The organism is Cellvibrio sp. ARAG 10.3, from assembly GCF_051846955.1.
Lineage (GTDB): Bacteria > Pseudomonadota > Gammaproteobacteria > Pseudomonadales > Cellvibrionaceae > Cellvibrio.
Genome location: NZ_JBPYCU010000001.1, coordinates 177,779 through 201,001, shown reverse-complemented (window position 1 = coordinate 201,001; position 23,223 = coordinate 177,779). Strand labels below are relative to the sequence as shown.

The window sequence follows — 23,223 nt, the reverse complement described above, 5'->3', positions numbered from 1 at the left end:
TAACAGTATTTAACATTTCTCCACAAAATAGAGCGATTCAAACAACGCTGCCGAGGTTTATGCTGGCGCCGCTTGGGCTCACTTTCACGTTAAACAATAATCATAAATATATCGGGTCGGCGTAGCTGCCGGATCTGTTGACCCGTTATGACAAGCGAGGAGAAAATAACATCATGCGCTATCTTATATTCGCCGGTTTGCTGTTGTGCGCAACAGTGCAAGCCAAACCCAATCTGCAAATCAACGATCAGAATTACTTTGCAAAGCAGGGCTTGAATGTCACGGTGTTTGCTGACATTTATCCCGATGGCCACCAGACAGGTGTAACCGTGATTCAACACGGCTCTCGCGTTGCGGCTAATGGCGATTTGCGCCTCGAAGCTTCACCGGGACAATGGTCGCCGGTGCCCCGTGGTGTAGGTGAAACTGTAGTAAATAAAAAAATTCAACAGATTTCCCAGACGCTGTCATACCCCGACCCGGATAAAGACCGAAAAGGTTTTAACCCCATTCTGTACCCGGACTTGCAGTTCACTTATCAGGTTCATGTGACAGCGCTGGACGGCAACAGCTTCAAAATTTCTGTGGATCTGGAAAAACCTTTACCCAAGGAATGGATTGGTAAGGTCGGTTTTAACTTCGAATTATTTCCCGCGCATCTATTTGGCAAATCGTTTTTGATGGATGATCAGGCGGGTATCTTTCCCCAGCAACCCAATGGTCCTCTGGTTGATCATCACGGTGAAATTCTCACGGCACCTTTAGCGGTAGGGAAAAAATTCACCCTGGCGCCGGATCTGGACAAGCAACGCATGTTGATCCAAGTGGAGCAGGGCGGTGCGCTGGAGTTATGGGATGGCCGCGCGAATCATAATAACGGTTGGTACATCCTGCGCAGTGAAGTACCGGAGGGCGCAACGAAAAACGCGATTGAATGGGTGGTTACCCCCAATGTGGTTAAGAACTGGCGCTACGCACCGGTTATTCAGGTTTCACAACTGGGTTACAGTACCCGGCAATCAAAAAAAGTGGTGATTGAACAGGATGCGATCGACACCAAGGCTGATCGCGTGACCTTGTATCGTTTGACCGAAGACGGCAAAAAAGTAGTTCAACGCGGCAAGCCGGAAGCTTGGGGGAAATTCCTGCGCTACCACTATCTCACCTACGATTTCTCCGACGTGACTGAACCGGGAATGTATGTCGTGAGCTACCGCGATAAAACGTCCCACGCATTTAAAATCGGTGATGATGTTTTTGATCGCCACGCCTGGCAACCGACGCTCGAATATTTTCTACCTGTACAAATGTGTCACATGCGCGTGAATGAAAAATATCGCGTGTGGCATGGGCTTGATCACCTTGATGACGCTATCATGGCGCCGGTAAATTTCAATCATATTGATGGCTACATTTCCGGTCCTTCCACCTTAACGACATTTAAACCCGGTGAACGCGTACCCGGTTTAAATGTGGGTGGCTGGCATGACGCGGGTGATTATGATCTACGCGTTGAATCGCAAATTGGCACAGTCTGGTTGCTGGCTATGATGGTGGAAGAATTCGGTCTCGATTACGACGCCACCTTGATTGATCAGGATAAACGCCTGGTTGAGATTCATGTGCCCGATGGCAAGAACGATGCGCTGCAACAAGTTGAACACGGTTTGTTGAGTATCCTCGGTGGCTATCGCGCCATGGGCCGTTTGTATCGCGGCATTATTGAGCCGACGATTCGTCAGTATGTGCTGCTGGGCGATGCATCGGTGCAAACCGATAATTTCGAGTACGATGCGAACCTAAAACCCGGTGAAATTAAACATGGCAAATCGGGCACCGCGGATGATCGCTGGGTATTTACGGAAGATAATCCCAACCCTGAACTTGATGTTGCGGCGGGATTGGCTGCCGCGTCGCGGGTTTTACGTAATTACAATCCCGAGATGGCAAAAGAAGCGCTGACGGTAGCGCAGGCTTTGTATCGCGAGGCCTTTACCCGTAGCGACGATATCGCGGTAAAAGCCTTTGTATTGGCTGAACTCATTTTATCAACCAATGACCAGCAATATCGGGATGCACTGGTGGCCATGCAAGCTGATGTTATCAGCAAGATTGCTGACACTGGTTGGGCTATCGGACGGGTGATGAAACAGATTGACAATCCTGCGTTTGTTGCTGCGGTATCCGATGCGGTTGCGCAACATCAACAGGCCTTGCGTGAAGCCGCCAAGACGGAATCACCCTACGGTGTTCCCTACAAACCCAATATCTGGGGAGCCGGTTGGACCATCCAGGACTTTGGTGTTAAACAATATTTTTTCAACCAAGCCTGGCCTGAGCATACCAGTACCGATTTCTATCTCAATGCCTTGAATTTTGTGCTGGGTGTTCATCCGGGAGACAACACACAATCCTTTGCCTCGGGTGTCGGCGCCAATTCCGCTATCGTCGCTTATGGTGTGAATCGTGCGGATTGGTCTTACATTCCCGGTGGTGTGATCTCCGGAACCGCATTGATTCGTCCGGATTTACCTGAGTTAAAAGTCTGGCCGTTTTTCTGGCAGCAAACGGAATACGTGATGGGCGGCGGTGCAACCAATTATATGTTTCTGGCATTGGCTGCCGATGCTCTGGCGAAGCAACAAGCCAAACGTCCTTGATACCGCAACGAAGCATAAATTCGCGCAGAATGCAGCGTGAATTTATGCTTCGGTATCGTTGAGACCCTGGCCTATCCGTGGGAAAATTTGCACTCACAAAACGACCTGAAATGAGTGCGGCATGATCAACGATATTGTAATCCTGGGGGGCGGTTCTGCAGGTTGGATGACCGCCATGATTATGGCGCGCGCCTGGGCTAAAAAGCCTATTCGTATTACGCTGCTGGAGTCATCGGAGGTTGGCATTATTGGTGTGGGCGAAGGCTCAACACCGGCGCTTAGAAACTTTTTTGACATCATGAATATTCCGGAAACGGAATGGATGCCTGCGTGCAATGCCACCTATAAATGCGGCATTACTTTCTCTGGTTGGTCTACGCGTCCGGGCTTTGAAAGCTACTACCATCCATTCCCTTCCATGGTGGATAGCCATACTCTGCCGATGTTTATCCGCAACGCGCAACAACGGCTGGCGGGTGAAGCGGTTGAGGCGCACCCGAAGCATTTTTTCCTGTCGCAACGTCTCGCCGAAAAGTCGCTCGCACCCAAGGCTCAGCATCACTTTCCTTTCGATACGCAATACGGCTACCACTTTGACGCCGTGTTGCTCGGCCAATTTTTAAAAACAAAAGCGGTTGCTATGGGCGTTCAGCATCGCGTGTGTCATGTGCAGGATGTTGTGCTGGACGCGCGGGGAAATATTCAACATCTGGTATCCGATGCCGGCGAATTACTGGCGGCAGATTTTTTTGTCGATGCCAGTGGCTTTGCGGGAATCCTGTCGCAGAAGACATTGGCAACACCTTTTGTCAGTTATGGCAATGTGTTGTTCAATGATGCGGCGGTAGCCATGCCCACGGCAATGGAAAGCATTATTCCATCGCAAACTTTTGCCACGGCATTGCGCAATGGCTGGGCCTGGAAAATTCCACTGACCGAACGTTTCGGCAACGGTTACGTTTACAGTTCGACCTTCTGTTCCGCGGATGACGCCGAGCGTGAACTGCGCGAACATTTGGGTCTGGCCGATGCGGACGTGCCGGTACGACACCTGAAAATGAAAGTAGGACGGGTAACGCAGCCCTGGCATCGAAACTGTTTGACTGTGGGACTGGCGCAGGGGTTTATTGAGCCACTGGAAGCGACGGCGCTGTTTTTGATCCAGCAAACCGTTGCAATCTTTGTGGAGCTGTTTGAACAGAGCGGATTTACCGATCAACATCAGGCGAGCTTCAACCAGCGAATCAATGACCAGTTCGACGGCACACGTGATTATATCGTGACCCACTACAAAACCGGTTCCCGCAACGACAGCGACTATTGGCGAGCAAATACTGCTGATCCTGATGGCGTGTCGGAATCCCTGCGCGCGTTATATCAATGCTGGAAGCGTGGCGGTAATCTCGCGGCAGAGGTCAAACGACAAGCGATTGAAAAATATTACCCCGTCGCGTCCTGGTATTGCATCTTTGCGGGCATGGGAATTTTTCCTCCTGTCCGGTCATCCAACGCCGCAGCAAAATCCCGGCTTGAGTTACAACAACTGGATGATTTTATTGCGCGTTGCGCCTTGAACTTTGATGATCATCGCGCGGTGTTGGCGCAATTACGCAAGGCATAAAAAAGCCCCGCAAGCGGGGCTAAGGGTTGGTCTGGAATAATTACTGTGCACAATCACTCCATTCCTGATGACAAGATTAAAACGTTGCGCGAACACCCAGCGTGTAACGCGCTTCGTAAATATTCTGATTAACTACGACATCTTCCCACTGCATGTAAGTTTCTTCGTACTCTTCAGTGATGTTGGTGCCTTGCAGGTAGACAGACACATTGTCATTGATGTCGTAGCTGACCGACGCATCGATATAACTCGTCGGTGCTGACCACCAGGCCGCCGGGCTGCCATCGTTCCAGGCGCGACCGATGAAACGCTCACTGCGGTAGTTATAGGCGAGACGCGCCTGCCATGCATCGTACTCGTACCAGAGCACCGCATTGATCTGATCTTCGGAGTTATCGGCCATAGGCATGGTTGCGCCATAGAAATCTTTCTCACCGCCTTCTGCGTCTGTGAAGGTGTAGTTCAGGTTCAAACCCAAACCACTAAACGCACCGGGCAAGAAATCAAAGGCTTGTTGATAATTGATTTCGTAACCTTTCACTACGCCACCGTCGACATTGTCGCGAATGGTCAGGTCGATGGTTTCACCGGGTCGGCGGTTCACGCCGTCGGAATCTGGCACCGTTGGAATTTGCACGGAGCTGGTGGCGATAAAAGTTTCGATATCGAGATAAAAGATGCCGGCACTGAGCAACGATGAGTCATTGAGGTACCACTCGTAACTCAAATCCCAGTTATCGGAACGCCATGGTTCCATATTCGGGTTGCCGTTCTGGGTTGCGCTGACGGTTTCGAATACGCCGAGATCGGGATTGTTGTTGGTGGTATACACCAAGCCCAGGCCAAGATCATCCGCGTTCAGTTGCGACATGGTTTTGGTGAACGCAAAACGCAATTTGGTGTTATCCGAGGTATCCCACGCAATGTTAAAGCGCGGCAATACATCGTTGAAGCTGCGATCAGTAACCGCCGTGTCAACAATGTCTGGCGCTACGCCGTTGGTAACGGGGTAAACGGTACCGTCGATAGTGGCTGTGGTGGCATCGTAAGAAGGAACAAACTGCGTAATGTTCAGGTTGGTTTCAACATACTGCACGCCCAGGTTTGCCTGGAACGGAAACACCATTTCACCTTCAATATTTCCCTGAATGTAAAAGGTGTGCGTCTCGTCTTCAACGATATAACTCTGTGCACCGTCTTTACGCTGGATATTGCCGCTGTAGAGCGACTCTTGGAACGCGAGGTTATCTTCCATCGCCTTCGGATCAATAAAGTAGTAGCTGTTGCCGTCGCTGGCGGGGCCAAAGTCATTTTGGGTATGGATGTACCCCATGGCATCCAGCTCTTCAAAGCTGAAGGTTCTGCCGATGGTATCTCCACCCTGGCTCACCGCAATACCGGAGTCCTTCCATTTGGAATAGACAGTAACGGGATTACCATCGGCATCGTTCTCGGTGAAGGGAGAGATCAGGTCATACTGGTCTCGTTCAATCCGACGATCAGCGTAGCGATAGCCGAAGTCCAGACTGGCCGCCTCGTTGATGTCAAAGATGCCGTCAAAGCGGAATACATCCAGCTCCGATTCTTCGTTGCGATTCTGCGCGGAGAAGGTGGATACCAGGCCGTAACTGCTGATGTCTTGCCCAAAGCCTTCCGGATAGATCATGCGCGGATGTTCGCCGGAAAAATCTGCCGTCACAGGTACGCGCTCCGGTCCCCAGCCATTGGGATTTACTGGCTCGGCTACGCCATCGTTTACTGTCATCAAGCCGGACTGGGCGCCGCTGGTCAGCTGTGCGTCAGCGATGCTGGCGGTGTGGTCATTGCTTGCTTCGCCGTGCAGATAACGAACGCTGCCGCGGAAGTTGTCGCTGAACTCGATGTTGGATTGCAGATTAATGTTCAAGGACTCGCGCTCATCCATGATGGTTTGGGATGAGGCAATCACGCGCAACGCATCGAGGTGAGTAATGCTGGAGGTATAGAAGTCCTTGCCACTGCCGCCGACGGCGGGTCCGCGATTGATCAGGGTATCGGGATCGGGCGTCACCCAATCGTATTGCGACCAGGAATTGTCGGCGATGAGTCCATTGACGTAATCGCCTTGGTCCATCTTGGTGTAGAACACATCCGCCAGTACTTCTACGCGATCAGACGCCTGGAATTGGAAGGAGCTGGAGACGCCCAGGCGCTCTCGCTCGGCGGTGCGATTGGTGACACCGTAGTCGATGGTGCCGAAGATCTGGTCATCGAAGTCCCCGTCGCCGGTCAGGTCGGTTGTAACGTCAGTGGGCTGGCCGGGCCACGCGCTGTCTTCGTTGTAACCCCGGAACCACCAGTCGGAGTACATCCCATAACGGTAGTTGGCCAGGGTAGCGTCTGAGGTGGTCAGGGTGAACAGCGCACCAAAGTCTTCACCGTTGTTGAAGCCAGCAAAACCGGAGATCTTGTGGCCGATATCATCATCGGTGTATTGCCCTTGTGAACCTTCGGCGGAGCCGGCGAAGGTCCAGCCTTCGTCCAGATCGAAGGGACGACGGGTTTTCATATTAATAGTGCCCGATACACCTGCTGCAAGAGTACTGGCTTGAGAAGACTTGATCACGTCCACGCCGGAAAGGAGTTCAGCCGGAATATCGGTAAAGTCAGGTTGTGCGGTAGTGATCGAGCCGGCGCTCAGGAATTGTTCGCCATTCAGGAGCGTACTGACTTGCGGCATGCCGCGTACGTTGACAGTGGAGCCTTCGCCAGCGGTGCGGCGGATCTGAATGCCGGGAACACGCTGCAATGAGTCGGCAATAGTGACGTCGGGCAATTTACCGATATCTTCAGCGCTAATGGCATCTACTACGGAGGGCGCATTGCGTTTTACGTCAGCAGAACGGGTGAGCGAGCTTCGAATGCCCGTCACAACCACTTCTTCCACCAAACCACTTTCTTGTGCCTGGGTTACACCCGTGGCGGTCAACGCTACGGCTGCAATACAGGAGGACAACAAACGTTTTCTGAAGCAGGAAGGCTGCATCATGTTTAACTCCTCGATTTATTAGGGGGTGTTATTGATTGTTATATCAATGGCTCCGGCAGCTTGGCTGAGGGGGAGAGCAGATAAAGAATGGTTGGATTTATGGATTATCTTGCGTCCCGGCTGACCGGAGGACTTTGATTGGGGCGGTACGATAATTGAAACCGATTACATATTCAATCGAAACATTGTTTATTTATATTATTTAACAATCATTGCCACCCGGGTTTGAGACTAGGTCTGTTAGAAGCAGACGTGGTGTCTAATTATGCGGAATTATTTTATTTCATTGATTTTTAATGAAATATTCTTTTTCCCTATCACCTGCTAGTGACGGGTAACGCGCCTTTCCCTCAGTCGTATTATTTGGCGCTTCGCGCAGCATTGTCTGTTTAAAAAGAAACCGATTACAAAAAATCACGATTTTTTACGTTAATAAGTGGGTTGACGAGTTGGCGTTAAGAGGGTGAAGGAAAGCGGAAGGCGCGGCTCTTGCGCCGCAAGCCTTGTGCGTTGTGCTTGCTTCATGGATTTTATATGTTATGTTATAACATCAAAATCAAGCCGGGCTGTGAGGAGTGCGAATGAGCGAAGCCGTGTTAACGCCCCAGTCTCTGCTATGTATGCCCGATCAGGACTACATGAACGCGCAACAGCAAGCGTTCTTTAAAGGTGTGCTGGAGCAAATCAAGGTAGAGACGCAGCAGCAGATTGAAGTTATCAAGCAGGACATCGCCTCCGCCGATTGTGGAACGGATGAACTCGATCGTGCGTTAGCAGAAGAGGAGAACCGGCAGCGCATGCGCTTGGCGGAACGCCAGTATTTGCTATTGCGCAAGATCGATAAAGCTTTGGCGCGCATTGCTCAGGGCACATATGGCTATTGTGAAGTCACGGGTGATGCGATCGGTTTGCAACGCTTGCTGTTGCGTCCGACAGCCGAATTGTGCGCCGAAGAAAAAATGCGGCAGGAGCATCTCGAACGTAATTTTGCTCAGCGTCATCTTTAATTTTTTTGATCTATACGGATTGGAACCATGCATAAACAACTTCCCGTTACGCTCTTGTCCGGCTTTCTCGGTGCCGGCAAAACCACCGTGCTTAATCACATTCTGAATAACCGCGCTGATTTGCGGGTGGCAGTTATCGTGAATGACATGAGTGAAGTTAACATCGATGCCGCGTTGGTAAAAAATCAGGTGCAGCTCCACCGCGCGGAAGAAAAACTGGTGGAGATGAGCAACGGTTGTATCTGTTGTACCTTGCGTGAGGACTTGCTGATTGAAATCAACCGTCTGGCCCATGAGGGCCGTTTTGATTATCTGGTCATTGAGTCCACCGGCATCTCTGAACCTTTGCCGGTGGCCGAAACCTTTACCTTTGAAGATGAAGAGGGCAAAAGTCTGGCGCAGGTTGCGCGTCTCGATACGATGGTGACGGTTGTGGATGCGGTGAACTTCCTGCGCGATTTTTATGAAGCGCAATATTTGCAGGAAACCGGTGAGCATCTGGGTGAGGAAGACCAACGCAATGTGGCAGATCTGTTGGTAGATCAAATTGAATTTTGCGACGTGTTGTTGATCAGTAAAACCGATCTGGTGGATGCGGAAACATTGGCAGAACTGCAAGCGGTATTGCGCAAGTTGAATCCGGATGCTGACATCATCCCCATAACAAAAGGTCAGGTGCCCCTGGATCGCGTGTTGAATACCGGTCGCTTTAATTTTGAAAAAGCGCAGCAGGCGCCGGGTTGGTTGAAAGAAATGCGGGGCGAGCACGTACCGGAGACGGAGGAATACGGTATCAGCAGCTTCAGTTATCATGCGCGCCGTCCTTTCCATCCTGAAAAATTGCACGACTTCTTCTTTAGCCCAGTGATGAGCGGCAAACTGTTGCGTTCAAAAGGTTTCTTCTGGCTCGCCAGTCGACCGCAGGTTGCAGGTCAATGGAGTCAGGCCGGAGGGATCGCGCAACACGGCGCCGCCGGCATGTTCTGGAAGGCGATTCCCGAAGAACAATGGCCCACAGATCCGGAACATCGCCAATATATTATGGACAAATGGCAGGAGCCCTTTGGCGATATGCGTCAGGAACTGGTCTTTATCGGGCAGGGTTTGCACCCCGATGAGGTCACCCAACGACTGGACGCCTGCCTTCTGAGCGACGAAGAATTACTGGCGGGGCAGGCCATGTGGAAGACCTTGCCCGATCCCTTTCCGGAGTGGCAGGTTTGATGCACAATTTCAATATACCGTCCTACTTCTGAGATAGACGATGTACAGAAAATCACTGACCGCAGTAACCTTATTATTTCTGCTGCTGGCCGGCTGCGAAAAGTCCACACCGCCTGTTGACCCATCGACGGCGTTGACCGAAACGAACGAAGCTGCCCATCATCATGATAACCATGACCATGACCATGACCATGACCATGACCATGGCTATCGCGACGCGGGGGCGCATCAGCATGGCGCGGCGGAGATGACACTGGTGTTGGAAGAAAAACTGCTGAGCATCAGCCTGAGTTTGCCAGCCATGGACGTGCTGGGTTTTGAACGCGCGGCGCAAACAGAACAGGAACAACAGCAGCTCGGCCAGGCTGTGGCTGATTTGCGGGATGCGGGAAACATGCTGGCGTTAACGCCGGCAGCGCACTGTGAGTTAGGTGATGCAGAAGTGCAATCCGGTTTGCTTAACGCTGGGCAGACCGTGAAAAATCACGCGGACTTTCTGGTGTTCTATGAATTTACTTGCCAGGCACCGGAGCAACTGTCTTCCGTTGGCGCGTCGGTATTCACGCACTACCCCAGTCTTTCCACGCTGCAATTAACCTGGATTATCAATGCGCGACAAGGGCTGGAAATCCTGTCGCCGGACGAGCCTGCATTTCATTTTTAAAATCCCATGCGTTACCATGCATCGCCTTTTCAGTTTGCGGGTGATCTATGCGTAACGCGATTCCAACCAACATCATCACCGGATTCCTCGGCGTGGGAAAAACCACCGCCATCACCCACCTGTTGCGCCACAAACCGGCGGATCAGACCTGGTCTGTACTGGTGAATGAATTCGGCGAAATCGGTATCGACGGCGCCATGCTCAAAAGTGTCAACGCCCACGTGCGCGAAGTACCGGGTGGCTGCATTTGCTGTGTTGCCGGCTTGCCGATGAAGATCGCGCTCAACATGATGATTGCCACCACCAAACCCGATCGCATCCTGATAGAACCTACTGGCCTCGGTCACCCGGAAGAAATCATCAACACCCTGACAGGTGAATACTACGACACCGTGCTCGACCTGCGTGCAACCCTGACCCTCGTCGACCCGCGCAAGCTCACCGACGAGCGCTACACCAGCAACGCCAATTTCCAGGATCAGTTGGCCGTGGCCGACGTCATCGTCGCCAACAAAACCGATTGCTGCGATGCGCAAGACCGTGAAAATTTCAATCAATTACTACACTCCTTTGAACCGCCCAAACAACGCAGCGCCTGGGTAGAACACGGCGCTATCGAGCCCGAATGGCTGGACCTGCCACGCATTCCGCGCCCGTTAAAAAATCCACAGGCACACCGCAAAAACGCCCTTAGTCCGCAACGCGAATTCTACAATTCTGCTATTCAACTACCGCAGGATAAAGATTTTATTCGCCGCGAAAACCAGGGGCAGGGCTACTATAGCTGCGGCTGGCTGTTTCGCCCGGATTGGCAATTTAATTTCAATTTATTATTTTTGTTGATGACCGGTTTGTCGGTGGTCCGCGCAAAAGCGGTGATGAACACGGAGCAGGGTGTGCATGTGTTTAATTCTGAGAATGGTGTGTTAAGTGTTAATCAGTTGGATCAATCGTTGGCGGGAGATATTCTCGATAGTCGTATTGAATTGATTGATGATGGGGTTATTGATGCTGAGGCATTTGAAGCGCAGTTGTTGGCTTTAAAATTATAAGCATTTACAAAAATAATTCTGGGTTATGGACTCCGGCATTTCCTCTGAGACACGCCGTGAACCCGTCCCTGGGGGCTCATCACCAGCATCCTTGCTGGTGATGGTCTCAGAGGAAACACCGGAGTCCATCAGCAAGTGTGGTGGTATAAATTAGAAAAAAAGAAAAGCAAACTTGACGCTAATAAGATGTGAGTTTGGCGTTGGGTACATAGGTTCGGAACCCTCAATTCAGGGATGAATTGAGGGAGCTACAGGGACGATTCATTCGCCACATCCTTGTGGCTCACCCTGCGGGCAGCTTCGCTGTGCAAATTGGCTTCCTGCCAATTTGGCATGCGCTTCCGAACCTATGTACCCAACGACGAACGTACTACGAAGTCAAATGCTCCCTGTCTTGTTACTCCTCCGTATATTCCACCATCGAGTCCACCTTCATACTGTAAGCCGCCAAGCCCAACTCATGCTCGTGAGTTTCAATCTTCACCGTGCCACTTAACCAATACGGCGTATACAGATCCTCCAGCGTAAACCCCTGCGGATACTCAACATAAACCAACTGATTCGGTGGCGGTGGTGGAACGTGAATGCAGGCACCGAAATAAGGAACCAAAAAGAACGACGTAATCACCTGATTGTCGTCATACTCCAGCGGCACGATGTAACCCGCCAAACGAATCTTGGTATTATTGAATTCCGGCCGTACCCGGGTAGAGGTCAGCGCATCCTGCCAGGTGCGCCCGCCTGACGGTTTGGCCATAGCCTGCTCTATTGCGCTGGTGACCTGATTCTCAAAACTACTGGCAGTTGGTGGCGAATTATTGGTCGTGGGCTGATCCATCGCCAACTCCTCATCGCTCAGCGACGTGTGATCCACCTGCGGCATGTTCATCAACAGCTTCAGGTCTTCTTCCGGCATCAAGTCAGTCCATTCGATGGTGCGCGGCGTCCTGGTGTCAGCGGGGTTGGTTTGTGCGAGGCTCGAATTGCTGCACAAGGCAACTAACAGAACGGCTAAACAAAAAATGGGATGTCTTGACATAAGGTGATTGACCAACCGTGAAGCAACAGGTTTAGGAATGTGGGTTATGATACGGCAAGTCTTCGACCTTCTGTCTATAAAAAATTCCGGCGAATAAGATTTTGTGATTATGATAAATAACGAACCCGCTATCTTACTGCGCGACCTCAGCTTCCGCTGGTCGCCGGCCAAACCACCCGTGTTGCAGATTCCGTTGCTCGAGATTGCACGCGGCGAGCGCTTGTTCCTTTACGGTCCCTCCGGATCTGGCAAGACGACGTTGCTGAATTTACTGGCCGGTGTTATCAAGCCGCAAGGCGGGGAATTGCGTCTATTGGGGCAGGTATTGAGCAGGTTTTCGCAGCGCCAGCGCGACGCTTTTCGTGCGCGCCATATCGGTGTCATCTTTCAGCAGTTTAATCTGATTCCTTATCTCAACGTGCTGGACAATGTGCTGCTCAGCGCGCATTTTGCAAGATTACCGTTAGCGGAATCCCGTCAATGCGCAGAACATTTACTGGATGCCTTGGGCTTATCGACAGCTCTGCTCGATCAACTCGCTCGTCAGCTTAGCGTCGGTCAGCAACAACGCGTCGCCGTGGCGCGCGCCCTGGTGACCCGCCCGGAAATTCTGATTGCCGATGAGCCGACCTCAGCGCTGGACAGCGACAGCCGCGCTGCGTTTATGCAGGTATTGCTGGATACCGCCGCCGAGATCAATTGCACCATTGTATTTGTCAGTCACGACCGCAGTCTTCAACCTTTTTTTTCGCGTGCGCTGGATATTCGTGAACTGGGTAACACAGCGCAACTGGAGGCATCATGCTGATTAAACTGGCACGCCTCAGCCTGTGGAATCGTCGCGCAACCGCATCCCTGACCCTGGCTTCATTAATCATCAGTGTAGCCCTGGTGCTGGGCATCGATCACCTGCGCGAGCAAGCGAAAAAAAGTTTCAGCCAAACCTTATCCGGTACCGATCTGATTGTGGGCGCGCGTTCGGGGCAACTGAATTTATTGTTGTACTCGGTGTTTCGTATCGGCAATGCTACCAACAACATTACCTGGCAAAGTTTTCAGGAGTTGAGTCGCCACAGTGCGGTTGAGTGGACCGTGCCCTTATCCCTGGGTGACTCCCATCGCGGTTATCGCGTGCTGGGCACGACGGCTGCGTACTTCGAACATTATCGTTACGGCCAACAGCGGCCCTTGGTATTTGCCGAAGGAAAACCTTTTGCCGGTGTCTACGACGCGGTGCTCGGTGCTGAGGTTGCACGTAACCTGCATTATCAGTTGGGCGATGAGCTGGTGCTGGCTCATGGCAGTGGTGCGGTGAATTTGCATCACCACGATGACAAACCCTTTCGCGTGACAGGCATTTTGCAGCCGACGGGAACACCAGTGGATCGCACCGTACATATCAGTCTGGCCGGTATTGAAGCGATTCATCTCGACTGGCAACAGGGCATGCCGATCCCCGGGCAAACTGTTTCCGCCGATGCTGCCTTGCAACAGGACCTCACGCCAAAAAATATCACGGCGATTCTGGTGGGATTAAAATCCCGCGCGGCGACTTTCACGGTCCAGCGTCAGGTCAACCAATATCCGCAGGAGCCCTTATTAGCGATTCTGCCCGGCGTAGCGCTTACTGAACTCTGGCAAATGCTCAGTGTGGTGGAAAATGTGTTGTACCTGATTTCCGTTATGGTATTGCTGGCGGTGTTGATCGGCATGATGACCAGCTTGTTAGCGTCGATGAATGAACGACAACGGGAGATTGCTATTCTGCGCGCGGTCGGTGCCGGGGCGGGTTATTTATTTTTGTTGATTGAACTGGAAGTGCTGCTGTTGATTGTGCTTGCCTTGGTCGGTGGTGTTTTATTATTGGCCGGCAGCTTATGGATTGCGCAACCCGTGTTGGCGGAACAGTTTGGTTTATTTATTGATATTAACCCTTTGCAACCGCAGACATTTTACCTGCTGGGCGGTATTGTCGCGCTGGCGGCGTTGATGGGGTTGATTCCAGCGTTCAGTGCTTATCGTCGCGCATTAAGTGATGGCCTGGCGCAGCGCTTGTAACGTTCAAAAACCTTAACTGATAGCCGGCGGGAAAATAATTTCAAACTCCACGCCGCTGTTGTCAGCGCGATTGCGTGCACTGACGCGTGCATGATGCACTTCGACAATTAAGCGCACGATATGCAAGCCCAATCCCAAATGGATTTTGTTGTCGTTGTGTTTATCTTTTGATTCACGGATCGACACCAGCGAGTCGAATAACTGGCTCTGCATCTTTTGCGGTAACAAGGGGCCGTCATTACTCACGATCAAAACAACCTGTTCCTTATGTTTGCGCAGTGAAAAAACAATCTTTCCTTCCGGCGGACAAAAATCACAGGCGTTGTCGAATAGCTTGTCGATCATTTGCACAATCAAATCGGCGGAGCCATGGATAACAAAGGATTCGTCGGCAGGGATATCCGACACGACCTGTTGCTGCGCGATATCCTGATAGGCGAGAGTCAGTTCGTGAATCACTTTATCCAGGGGAACCGATTCCATCTCGGTAGTACGAATGCTTTCTTCCACGCGGCTGGCAGAGCTGATCGCGTTGAGAATGGCGGACAGCCGTTGCGAACCTTCCTGCGCACGCGTCGCAAACACTTTGGCTTGCGCATCCAGTTTTTCATTGTCGAGATTGTCGAGGGAGCTGCGCACTACCGCGAGCGGCGTACGTAATTCGTGGGACAGCTTATTTGACAGCGTGCGCAAATAATCCGTGTATTCCTGCAAGCGCGTCAGCAGTTGGGCGTAGCTGCGATTCAGATCACCGATCTCGTCCTGTGCCTTGGATACCGGAAACTGGTTTTCCAGTTTTCCATCTTCACGCATGGCGGTGTCGGCCGCTTCGCTCAGGCGCCGAATGCGCAGCGACAACCAGGTGGCGTAGGTTAACAAACCTGCACCGGCAAACAGCGTGGCCAGAAGCGTATAAAACATCAATCGCTGGAAAGCATTGTTGGTGAGCGACAGAATGCTGGCACTGGTTTGTTCAACCACCACGGTACCGATGATGCGCGTCTGGCGCACGATCGGCACAACAGCGCGGCCCAGGTTGTGTACGCCATATTGATACCAGCTGCGTGCATTGTCGCCGTTAAGCGCCTGCTGAATTTCCGGTGCGTCAAGGCGGCCGGTAAATTGTGGTGTATCCAGCGGTGGCAAATCGGTGCGGGTAAATAAATTGCGCATCAGCCAGGCCAGCAAGCCGTTTTCCTCGACGGGCAATTTACTCGGTGATTGCAAACGACCCGCCTCGGCAATCAACCATTGATTGCGTCCGGTAATACGTAACCGCAGATCCTGCCCGGCGAACACATTTAGCGCATCCGCGAGTACGGCATTTTGTTTTACCAGGGGTTTGGGATTGTCCGTGGGTTTTATTGCGCCCAGCCAGTCGCCGGTGGTTGCCGCATCACTGGCTGCGCTGTGATTAACCACCGCCACACTTAAATAGCCGTGGGTCATGGTGAGCGGCAATTGCAGTTCCAGTTGATAACCCTGCGCGCGCTCCTGCCATACGCCTTTGATGCGATGTTCGCGCACATAGCGCGTGATGCGTTCACCGTATTCGTTGTAATCGAGCGTTGCCGCGTGCGCGTTGACCATGCCCGGCGCGCTGGTGTTGATTAAAAAATCCTGCGCATTGCCTTCAGCATCGTGCATGCGCAACACCAGGTAATCGCTTTGGGACGGCGCTTCAAAGCCGGGGTTGTAATACAGAATATCTGCATCATCGACACGGGCAAACAGGTACAAATCCTTGTCGTGGCTGGCGGCTTGCAGATGGAATGAAACGGCAGGATTTTCCCAGGCTAATCCGTCGAATTCGCGATGGCGCCATTCATCGTCGTAACCGTCCAGGATGGCCGGTGCGGGAAACGGATGCGCGTAAATTTGATCGGTGGCATAAACCTGGGCGGCGGGTTGCTGCAATTCTTCCAGCAGCGCCGGTTCATTGCTGATGCGATTGGCCACCGCTTGCGCGCTGGCCAGCAAGGCAATGCTTTGGCCCTGGCGCAATGCATCTTCCATCTCACGGATATATTGGCAACCGGCCCAAGGCAAACTTAATCCGAGCAAACTCACCAGCAATAATTGTCGACGCAAACGCATGGTTATTGTTCGTCCCAGCGGTAGCCCATGCCGTAAGCGGTTTTTACTGCATCAAATTGTTCATCGAGGCGCAGGAATTTTTTACGGATGCGTTTGATGTGCGAGGTAATAGTGTTGTCATCGAGCACGACGTTGGCTGCGTCCATCAATTGCTGGCGGTTTTTTACGTGGCCGGGATGTTTGCTGAGCGCGTGGACGATCCACAATTCCGTAACCGTCAGGTCTACCGGTTGTTCATCCCAGTGCGCGCTCATACGATCCATGTTCAATAACAATTTGCCGCGCTGCAGAATTTCTTCACTGGGCTGCGCGTCGGGTTTACGCAGGGCATCCACGCGCCGAAACAAGGCCACGATGCGCGCGAGCATATGGGGCTGGCTGATATCTTTGGTGAGGTAATCATCGGCACCCAGACGCAAACCGGATACCACATCAAATTCACTGTCGCGCGCGGTTAAGAAAATAATCGGCAAGGCCGGCGCTTTACTGCGCAGGTCGCGACACAGTTCAAACCCGCCTTCAATGTCATCTCCCAAGCCCACATCAATAATCGCCAGGTCCGGCAGGCTTTTAGTAAATGCGGCCAAGGCGTCAGGGCGGTTGTGGTAGAGACTCACGCTGTAACCCTGGCGGGTGAGCGCATCGCGGTAGTTATGGGCGAGGGCGATTTCGTCTTCAACGATGGCGATGTGGCGGGCCATGGGTGTCCTTTGCGGTTGATAGGGTGGTGTCGGATTACGCCGCTGTGCGGCTAATACGACCTACGAGTACGGAGATTTTAATGGAGAAAAATGGCTGCGAGAGGTTTTGCCACAATTCGCCATAATTGATCACCGCTTTTACGTTTTTGTGCCCCGGCAACGCCGGATTGCGCTGGTTTACTGACCCTGTCGAAACGCCGTTTACGGCTTTAACTTTTGCAGGGAATACTATCATGTGTTTTAACCGCCGCCGCATCCCCAAACATCTGCTGTTGCAACCGTCACCGCCTCACCGGCCCGCGCGTCGGGTATGGACATGGGTTTTAGGCTCGCTGGTGGTGCTGCTAACGGTAGCCGCCGCCGAAATTGCCCGCGCTGACGTAAACCCGGAAGAAGCCAGCGCGGGGTCCTTGTTATTCAAAACCGCCAGCGGTTACCGCGCGGCGCTGCATCACCACAGCGAGGCGCAGGTCACCATCAAGGGCATGCTGGCGCGGGTGGTGTTGCGCCAGACCTTTGAGAATGTCACCGACGACTGGGTGGAAGGCGTGTATGTATTTCCCTTGCCGGAGGACGCGGCCATCAATCGCATGGTGCTGGAGATTGGCGAGCGCCGCATTGTGGCGGACATTAAAGAGAAGCAGGAAGCACAGCGGATTTATGATCAGGCCAAGCGTGAGGGCAAACGTGCGGCACTGACCCGGCAGGAACGGCCCAACCTGTTTACCCAGGCGATTGCCAACATCGGCCCCCAGGAAAAAGTCGTCATCGAATTGCAGTATCACGAGCTGGTGACTTACCGCAATAAGACCTTTAGCTGGCGTTTGCCCACCACACTCACGCCGCGCTACATCCCCGGCGTGATGAAACAGGATACCGATACCCAGGTGTCGCTGGAAACCAACAGTGGCTGGGGCTGGGCGCAACCGACCGATCAGGTACCGGACGCGCACCGGATTACGCCCTTTGTGCATCCCGCGCCGCAGCCTGACACCAACAATATCGCCATCAATATCAGCCTGGATGCTGGCGTGCCCCTAGCGCAAATTCGCGGTGCTTACCATGAACTCAGCATCTATAAGCTAGGCAACGGCCACCAGATTACGCCGACGCAAAAGCACATCCCCATGGACCGCGACTTTGAGATGCAGTGGCACACCGTTGCAGGCAAGGCACCGGATGCAGCCTTCTTTACCGAGCGGGTGGATGGCGAGGATTACGCACTGCTCATGGTGTTACCGCCGCAACAGGAACCATCCGGCACTGCCCTGCCGCGCGAAGTGATCTTTATCATCGACACCTCCGGCTCCATGGGCGGTGTGTCCATTGAGCAAGCCAAGGCCAGCCTGCAACTGGCGCTGTCGCGCCTGACCGACAAGGATCGCTTCAACGTCATTGAATTCAATTCCTTTCATCAGGCGCTGTTCCATCAACCGGTTCCGGCAGATGCTAACGCGCTGCAACAGGCGCGCAGTTTTGTGCAGCGGCTGAATGCGGATGGCGGCACCGAGATGGCCCCGGCGCTGGAAGAAGCCTTGCACTACCCGGCGGCGGAAGGCTACCTGAAGCAGGTGATCTTTATCACCGACGGCAGTGTGGGCAATGAGACCGCATTGTTCGAGCTGATCCATCAACAACTGGGCGACGCGCGGCTGTTTACCGTCGGTATCGGCTCCGCACCCAACAGCTACTTTATGACCAAGGCCGCCGAGTTCGGGCGCGGCACCTTTACCTTTATCGGTGCCCAGACCGAGGTGGCGGAGAAGATGCAAGCGCTGTTCACCAAGCTGGAAAGCCCGGTGATGAGCGATATCGAGATCGACTGGCCGGTGCCGGTAGAAGCTTGGCCGGCGCGTATTCCCGACCTGTACCAGGGCGAGCCGCTGTTGGTCAGTGCCAAGGTGAACGGCACCTGGCCGAAGCAGGCCGTTGTTGATGTGCGTGGTCGGCAAGCCGGTAACAACTGGTCGCGCAAGCTGGCCGTAACAAACACACCCAGCGATGCCGCATCCCACAGTGGCATCGGTGTGCGTTGGGCCGAGGAAAAGATCGCCGTGCTTCTGGATGAGAAAGTGCGTGGTCGCCCGGAAGCCGAGGTCCGCGAGGCGGTGCTGGAGGTGGCCCTGCAGCATCAATTGATGTCGCCCTACACCAGCTTTGTGGCGGTAGAGGAAACACCGAGCCGCCCGCAGGATCAGGCTGTGGCGCAGGCGCCGGTCCCCAATCTGTTGCCCCAGGGTCAGCAGGCCGCGCCCTTGATGTACCCCCGCACTTCAACCTCCCTGCTGCTGAACTGGTTGCTTGGCAGTTGCGCGCTGGTGGTCTTGATGGTCCTGCGCCGCTGGCGCGCAACGGAGGTGAGTCATGGCTAGACGCTATCTCTGCCACCGTATGGTGGGTGTACCAACTGAGCAAAATCCCGGTAGCCCTGATGTACAACCGGGCACAACGGATCACCAGCCCCTCGATTTGAGCGGCGATCTTCTGGGTTCACGCCGCCGCGTGCTGCGTCATGCGCCGGCAACAAAAGCGCCGGCCAAACGCCGCCGTTCCCGGTTGTCAGTGTTCAGTCTCGTGCTGGTGATGTTGGTGGTCTGGCAGTGGGGCAACGCGGGCTGGATTCTGGTGAAGGCGCAACTGGCCCAATGGCTGATCGCGCAGGCCTGGGAGAATAGCGCGCGTCCCAACCAGGCGATCAAACCCTGGCCTTGGGCGGACACTCATCCGGTAGCCCGCTTGCGCCTGCCGGAGGAGGGCGTGGATCTCTTTGTGCTCGAAGGTGCCCAAGGCAATTCTCTCGCCTTTGGTCCCGGTCACCTCCAGGGCACGGCGTTGCCGGGGGAGGGCATTACCGTGATTGGCGGGCATCGCGATACCCACTTCCGGTTTCTCAAGGACATCCAGCCGGGGGACGCCCTGTATGTGCAAACCCGCGATGGCCGCGAGCTGACCTATCGCATTGAGCAACGCCAGATCGTGGATTCCCGCCACACGCCACTGCAATTGCCCGATTACCCGGCCTCCGGCCTGGTGCTGGTGACCTGCTACCCCTTCGATGCCCTCGATCCCAACGGACCCCTGCGCCTGGTGGTGTGGGCGAGTGAAGTGAATGACGCCGAGCTGATGCCGACACAGCAGCCTTACCCCCAGCAAATCACCGAAAAGGGCAGCTTGAGTTTTTCGCTCTAGCCTCGCCTTTCCGCCCTGGTTGCCCATCAGGGTGACCGGCCTGTCTTTTTTCTCCGTATAACCCTGCACCCGCTCGGCCAAAGGTTCATGACGCGCCAAGGTGACAAAATCCGTGAATTATTGCGTGCCGTAAACAGGTGCAATGGGCTATTGTTATGAAACGCGCCGGCACCTGAATTGGGCAGCCAGTTTGCGGTCGTACAGTGTTGTGGTCTTAACAGTGATTGTTTTGGCCTTTGCCTCCCGAGTCGGGCATGTCTCATCTATGTGAGCAGTTAGGAGAAACCTATGTTGTTGCTGTCGTTGCTACTTATCCTTATTTTGATCAGCGTCCTCCTGTACCGTAAGGTCCCCTTGCCGGCGGCCTCGGCTATTGTGGTGGTGGCCTGGCTGGTGTTGGGGGTGTTGTCCCCGGCCATGTGGTCATTGTGGCTGGTTATTCCCCTGGCGGCGGTGCTGCTGATTCTGAACGTGCCCGCCTTGCGCCGGCCGATCCTGACCAAGCCAGTGTTCGAGATCCTTAAAAAATCCATGCCCAGCATGAGCGTCACCGAACGCGAAGCGCTGGAAGCGGGTACCACCTGGTGGGAAAAAGATATCTTCAGCGGCAAGCCGGACTGGAACCAGTTTGCCCAGATCGGCCTGCCGCAGTTAACGGCGGAAGAACAATCCTTCCTCGATAACGAGGTGACTGAGTTGTGTGCCCTGCTGGATGAGTGGGACATCCACCACAACCGCAAAGATCTTTCTCCCGAAGCCTGGCAATACCTGAAAGATAAAGGCTTCCTCGGCCTGATTATTCCCAAGGAGTTCGGTGGCCGTGACTTCAGCCCCTACGCCCAAAGCCGCGTGATGAGCAAGATCGCCAGCCGCTCCATTACCGCTGCCGTGACCGCCATGGTGCCTAACTCCCTCGGCCCGGGCGAGCTGTTGATGAAATACGGTACCGATGAACAAAAGCACCGCTGGTTGCCCGGTCTGGCGCGCGGTGAAGAGATTCCCTGTTTTGGTTTGACCGGCCCGGAAGCGGGTTCTGATGCGGGCTCCATTCCCGATGTGGGGATCGTCTGCAAAGGCGAATTCGAAGGTAAGGAAGTGATCGGCTTGCGCCTGACCTTCAACAAGCGCTGGATTACCCTGGCCCCGGTGGCTACCGTAGTCGGCCTGGCCTTCAAACTGGTGGACCCGGATGGCCTGCTGGGTGACCCGGCCAAGAAAGAATACGGCATCACCTGCGCGCTCTTGCCCGCTAATCACCCCGGTATTGAAATCGGTCAGCGCCACAATCCCGGCTCGCCCTTTATGAACGGCCCGGTAATGGGTACCGATGTATTTATTCCGGTGGACTGGATTATCGGTGGTGCGCCCATGGCCGGTAAAGGCTGGCGTATGTTGATCGAATGTCTGGGTGCCGGTCGCGGTGTTTCCTTGCCCGCCTTGGCTACTGCCAGTGGTGAGATGAGCTATCGCATGGTGGGCGCGTTTGCGCGTATTCGCCGCCAGTTCAATATGGAAGTCGGCAAGTTCGAAGGTGTTCAGGAAGCTACCGCTGATATCGCGGGCGGCGCCTATACGCTGGAAGCTATGCGTCATTTGGTTACCAAGGGTCTGGAATCCGGTGCGCCAGCGGTGATGACCGCCATGGCGAAATACCACGCCACAGAAATCATGCGCCGCTTGATCAACCACAGCATGGACGTCGTTGCCGGTCGTGCGATCCAGCTTGGCCCACGTAACTTCCTTGCGTTTCCGTACCAGAGCATTCCTGTAGCGATTACCGTGGAAGGGGCTAACATCCTGACCCGCTCCTTGATGATCTTCGGTCAGGGTGCGATGCGCTGTCATCCTTATCTGTTCGAAGAAATGCAGGCCATGCAGGCGGATGATCTGGAAGCCTTTGATCGCCTGTTCATCCATCATTTAGGCCATGTGTTCAGCAACCTGGTGCGCACCAAAGTGTTGGGCGTTACCCGCGGCCACTTCAGTGAAGCCCCGGCCAATGCGGATAACTTCAGCACCCGTTGGTACCAGCGCATCAATATCCTCAGTGCTTCATTGGCGGTCACCTCGGATTTTGCATTGGCGATCCTCGGCGGCAACCTGAAACGTCGTGAGTTGTTGTCGGCGCGTCTGGGTGACGTGCATAGCCAGTTGTTCATCGCCTGTTCGATCCTCAAGTATCACTCGGCCCATGTGCGCACGAAGGAAGAGGATATCCACGCGGAGTACGCGATTACCTTGGCGCTGTATAAAGCCCAGGAAGCACTGATCGATTTCTACGAGAACTTCCCGGTACGCCTTGTGGCGGGTGCCTTGAAGCTGGCGACCTTCCCCACCGGGCGTATTGTGGCGAAGCCCAGTGATGAGCTGACCCGTCAGATGGGTGACCTGATCATGGAAGATAATCCGGTGCGTCAGCATCTGGGTACCTTTGTGTATCGCAATATGGACCCGGATGATGCGACGGGTCGGGTGGAGAGTACCTATCAGATGTTGCTGTCGCTTGGCCCATTGTGGAATACCTTTGCACGTGCCCAGAGTAGCGGGAAGCTGGCGGGTGCGACGCTGGAAGAGCGGCTGCAGGATGCGGCGAGTAAGAATATTATCCAGCAGGGTGATGTGGCGCGTTTGCTGGAGTATGACGCGCGTCGGTTTGATTGTTTGCTAACGGATGCGTTTGATTCGATTTGATGTCTAGGAAGCCCCTCGTTGTAGGGGCTTTTTTCATACTGTGAGATGAATACTTCGTAGTACGTTTGCTGCAAGGTGGTTCATGTCGAAAACGCCGTAAATACTTCCCTGTAGCTCCCGCACGTCATCCCTGACGTGAGGGTTTCGACATGAACCACCTTGCAGCAAACTCCCATCGTAGTGCGGCATTCC

General features: G+C 53.8%; 16 protein-coding genes. 11 read left to right on the top strand and 5 right to left on the bottom strand.

Annotation, left to right across the window (positions count from 1 at the left end):
- Nucleotides 1-173: 173 nt before the first annotated feature.
- Together ACSV5M_RS00755 and ACSV5M_RS00750 are read left to right on the top strand one after the other, a co-directional pair.
- Nucleotides 174-2,660, top strand: a complete 2,487-nt coding sequence (locus tag ACSV5M_RS00755; protein WP_439173470.1) for a glycoside hydrolase family 9 protein — start codon at nucleotides 174-176, stop codon at nucleotides 2,658-2,660.
- Between the two features lie 121 nt (nucleotides 2,661-2,781).
- Complete coding sequence (locus ACSV5M_RS00750) at nucleotides 2,782-4,281, top strand: tryptophan halogenase family protein (RefSeq protein ID WP_439173469.1); 1,500 nt, start codon at nucleotides 2,782-2,784, stop codon at nucleotides 4,279-4,281.
- A gap of 76 nt (nucleotides 4,282-4,357) precedes the next feature.
- Here the strand turns inward: ACSV5M_RS00750 and ACSV5M_RS00745 are convergent, their stop codons facing one another.
- The gene (locus ACSV5M_RS00745; protein ID WP_439173467.1) at nucleotides 4,358-7,309 is read right to left on the bottom strand and encodes a TonB-dependent receptor; all 2,952 of its coding nucleotides are present in this window, start codon (nucleotides 7,307-7,309) and stop codon (nucleotides 4,358-4,360) included.
- Nucleotides 7,310-7,890: 581 nt separating this feature from the next.
- Between ACSV5M_RS00745 and ACSV5M_RS00740 the strand changes: the two genes are divergently transcribed.
- The 4 genes from ACSV5M_RS00740 to ACSV5M_RS00725 are packed head-to-tail and all read left to right on the top strand — an operon-like array spanning nucleotide 7,891 to nucleotide 11,256.
- On the top strand, nucleotides 7,891-8,316 hold the full coding sequence (locus tag ACSV5M_RS00740) for a TraR/DksA family transcriptional regulator (RefSeq protein WP_439173465.1): 426 nt from the start codon (nucleotides 7,891-7,893) through the stop codon (nucleotides 8,314-8,316).
- 27 nt (nucleotides 8,317-8,343) lie between these two features.
- Nucleotides 8,344-9,540 carry a zinc metallochaperone GTPase ZigA gene (gene zigA, locus ACSV5M_RS00735; protein WP_439173463.1) on the top strand — a complete coding sequence of 399 codons (1,197 nt, stop codon included), beginning with the start codon at nucleotides 8,344-8,346 and terminating at the stop codon, nucleotides 9,538-9,540.
- 40 nt (nucleotides 9,541-9,580) lie between these two features.
- Complete coding sequence (locus tag ACSV5M_RS00730) at nucleotides 9,581-10,204, top strand: ZrgA family zinc uptake protein (RefSeq protein WP_439173462.1); 624 nt, start codon at nucleotides 9,581-9,583, stop codon at nucleotides 10,202-10,204.
- A 47-nt stretch (nucleotides 10,205-10,251) separates the two neighbouring features.
- Nucleotides 10,252-11,256, top strand: a complete 1,005-nt coding sequence (locus tag ACSV5M_RS00725; RefSeq protein ID WP_439173461.1) for a CobW family GTP-binding protein — start codon at nucleotides 10,252-10,254, stop codon at nucleotides 11,254-11,256.
- 397 nt (nucleotides 11,257-11,653) lie between these two features.
- Here the strand turns inward: ACSV5M_RS00725 and ACSV5M_RS00720 are convergent, their stop codons facing one another.
- Nucleotides 11,654-12,295 carry a DUF3299 domain-containing protein gene (locus ACSV5M_RS00720; RefSeq protein ID WP_439173460.1) on the bottom strand — a complete coding sequence of 214 codons (642 nt, stop codon included), beginning with the start codon at nucleotides 12,293-12,295 and terminating at the stop codon, nucleotides 11,654-11,656.
- Between the two features lie 109 nt (nucleotides 12,296-12,404).
- Between ACSV5M_RS00720 and ACSV5M_RS00715 the strand changes: the two genes are divergently transcribed.
- A complete protein-coding gene (locus ACSV5M_RS00715) occupies nucleotides 12,405-13,103 on the top strand; it encodes an ABC transporter ATP-binding protein (protein ID WP_439173458.1) in 699 nt (232 codons plus the stop codon).
- Complete coding sequence (locus ACSV5M_RS00710) at nucleotides 13,097-14,353, top strand: ABC transporter permease (protein WP_439173457.1); 1,257 nt, start codon at nucleotides 13,097-13,099, stop codon at nucleotides 14,351-14,353. Before ACSV5M_RS00715 ends, ACSV5M_RS00710 begins: the two co-directional genes overlap by 7 nt.
- A gap of 12 nt (nucleotides 14,354-14,365) precedes the next feature.
- Here ACSV5M_RS00710 and ACSV5M_RS00705 read toward each other — a convergent pair whose 3' ends face one another.
- The 3 genes from ACSV5M_RS00705 to ACSV5M_RS00695 are packed head-to-tail and all read right to left on the bottom strand — an operon-like array spanning nucleotide 14,366 to nucleotide 17,386.
- A complete protein-coding gene (locus tag ACSV5M_RS00705; RefSeq protein ID WP_439173456.1) occupies nucleotides 14,366-16,450 on the bottom strand; it encodes an ATP-binding protein in 2,085 nt (694 codons plus the stop codon).
- A gap of 2 nt (nucleotides 16,451-16,452) precedes the next feature.
- A complete protein-coding gene (gene pdsR, locus ACSV5M_RS00700) occupies nucleotides 16,453-17,151 on the bottom strand; it encodes a proteobacterial dedicated sortase system response regulator (RefSeq protein WP_439173455.1) in 699 nt (232 codons plus the stop codon).
- Between the two features lie 34 nt (nucleotides 17,152-17,185).
- On the bottom strand, nucleotides 17,186-17,386 hold the full coding sequence (locus tag ACSV5M_RS00695) for a hypothetical protein (RefSeq protein ID WP_439173454.1): 201 nt from the start codon (nucleotides 17,384-17,386) through the stop codon (nucleotides 17,186-17,188).
- On the opposite strand from ACSV5M_RS00695, the gene ACSV5M_RS00690 reads away from it, so the two are divergent.
- The 3 genes from ACSV5M_RS00690 (at nucleotide 17,385) to ACSV5M_RS00680 (ending at nucleotide 23,031) form a co-directional block, all read left to right on the top strand.
- Nucleotides 17,385-19,523 (top strand): marine proteobacterial sortase target protein, encoded by a 2,139-nt coding sequence (locus ACSV5M_RS00690; protein WP_439173453.1) that lies wholly within the window; start codon nucleotides 17,385-17,387, stop codon nucleotides 19,521-19,523. The genes ACSV5M_RS00695 and ACSV5M_RS00690 overlap by 2 nt on opposite strands.
- A complete protein-coding gene (locus ACSV5M_RS00685; RefSeq protein WP_439173451.1) occupies nucleotides 19,516-20,340 on the top strand; it encodes a class GN sortase in 825 nt (274 codons plus the stop codon). The genes ACSV5M_RS00690 and ACSV5M_RS00685 overlap by 8 nt, the downstream gene beginning before the upstream one ends.
- A gap of 288 nt (nucleotides 20,341-20,628) precedes the next feature.
- The gene (locus ACSV5M_RS00680) at nucleotides 20,629-23,031 is read left to right on the top strand and encodes an acyl-CoA dehydrogenase (protein ID WP_439173450.1); all 2,403 of its coding nucleotides are present in this window, start codon (nucleotides 20,629-20,631) and stop codon (nucleotides 23,029-23,031) included.
- Nucleotides 23,032-23,223: the final 192 nt, after the last annotated feature.

What these genes read in the sequence shown, in the direction of transcription:
- zigA (WP_439173463.1), top strand. Translation starts at nt 8,344, where the DNA reads ATGCATAAACAACTTCCCGTTACGCTCTTGTCCGGCTTTCTCGGTGCC.
- ACSV5M_RS00750 (WP_439173469.1), top strand. Translation starts at nt 2,782, where the DNA reads ATGATCAACGATATTGTAATCCTGGGGGGCGGTTCTGCAGGTTGGATG.
- ACSV5M_RS00720 (WP_439173460.1), bottom strand. Translation starts at nt 12,295, where the DNA reads ATGTCAAGACATCCCATTTTTTGTTTAGCCGTTCTGTTAGTTGCCTTG.
- ACSV5M_RS00730 (WP_439173462.1), top strand. Translation starts at nt 9,581, where the DNA reads ATGTACAGAAAATCACTGACCGCAGTAACCTTATTATTTCTGCTGCTG.
- ACSV5M_RS00740 (WP_439173465.1), top strand. Translation starts at nt 7,891, where the DNA reads ATGAGCGAAGCCGTGTTAACGCCCCAGTCTCTGCTATGTATGCCCGAT.
- pdsR (WP_439173455.1), bottom strand. Translation starts at nt 17,151, where the DNA reads ATGGCCCGCCACATCGCCATCGTTGAAGACGAAATCGCCCTCGCCCAT.
- ACSV5M_RS00755 (WP_439173470.1), top strand. Translation starts at nt 174, where the DNA reads ATGCGCTATCTTATATTCGCCGGTTTGCTGTTGTGCGCAACAGTGCAA.
- ACSV5M_RS00690 (WP_439173453.1), top strand. Translation starts at nt 17,385, where the DNA reads ATGTGTTTTAACCGCCGCCGCATCCCCAAACATCTGCTGTTGCAACCG.
- ACSV5M_RS00705 (WP_439173456.1), bottom strand. Translation starts at nt 16,450, where the DNA reads ATGCGTTTGCGTCGACAATTATTGCTGGTGAGTTTGCTCGGATTAAGT.
- ACSV5M_RS00695 (WP_439173454.1), bottom strand. Translation starts at nt 17,386, where the DNA reads ATGATAGTATTCCCTGCAAAAGTTAAAGCCGTAAACGGCGTTTCGACA.
- ACSV5M_RS00745 (WP_439173467.1), bottom strand. Translation starts at nt 7,309, where the DNA reads ATGATGCAGCCTTCCTGCTTCAGAAAACGTTTGTTGTCCTCCTGTATT.
- ACSV5M_RS00685 (WP_439173451.1), top strand. Translation starts at nt 19,516, where the DNA reads ATGGCTAGACGCTATCTCTGCCACCGTATGGTGGGTGTACCAACTGAG.
- ACSV5M_RS00680 (WP_439173450.1), top strand. Translation starts at nt 20,629, where the DNA reads ATGTTGTTGCTGTCGTTGCTACTTATCCTTATTTTGATCAGCGTCCTC.
- ACSV5M_RS00725 (WP_439173461.1), top strand. Translation starts at nt 10,252, where the DNA reads ATGCGTAACGCGATTCCAACCAACATCATCACCGGATTCCTCGGCGTG.
- ACSV5M_RS00710 (WP_439173457.1), top strand. Translation starts at nt 13,097, where the DNA reads ATGCTGATTAAACTGGCACGCCTCAGCCTGTGGAATCGTCGCGCAACC.
- ACSV5M_RS00715 (WP_439173458.1), top strand. Translation starts at nt 12,405, where the DNA reads ATGATAAATAACGAACCCGCTATCTTACTGCGCGACCTCAGCTTCCGC.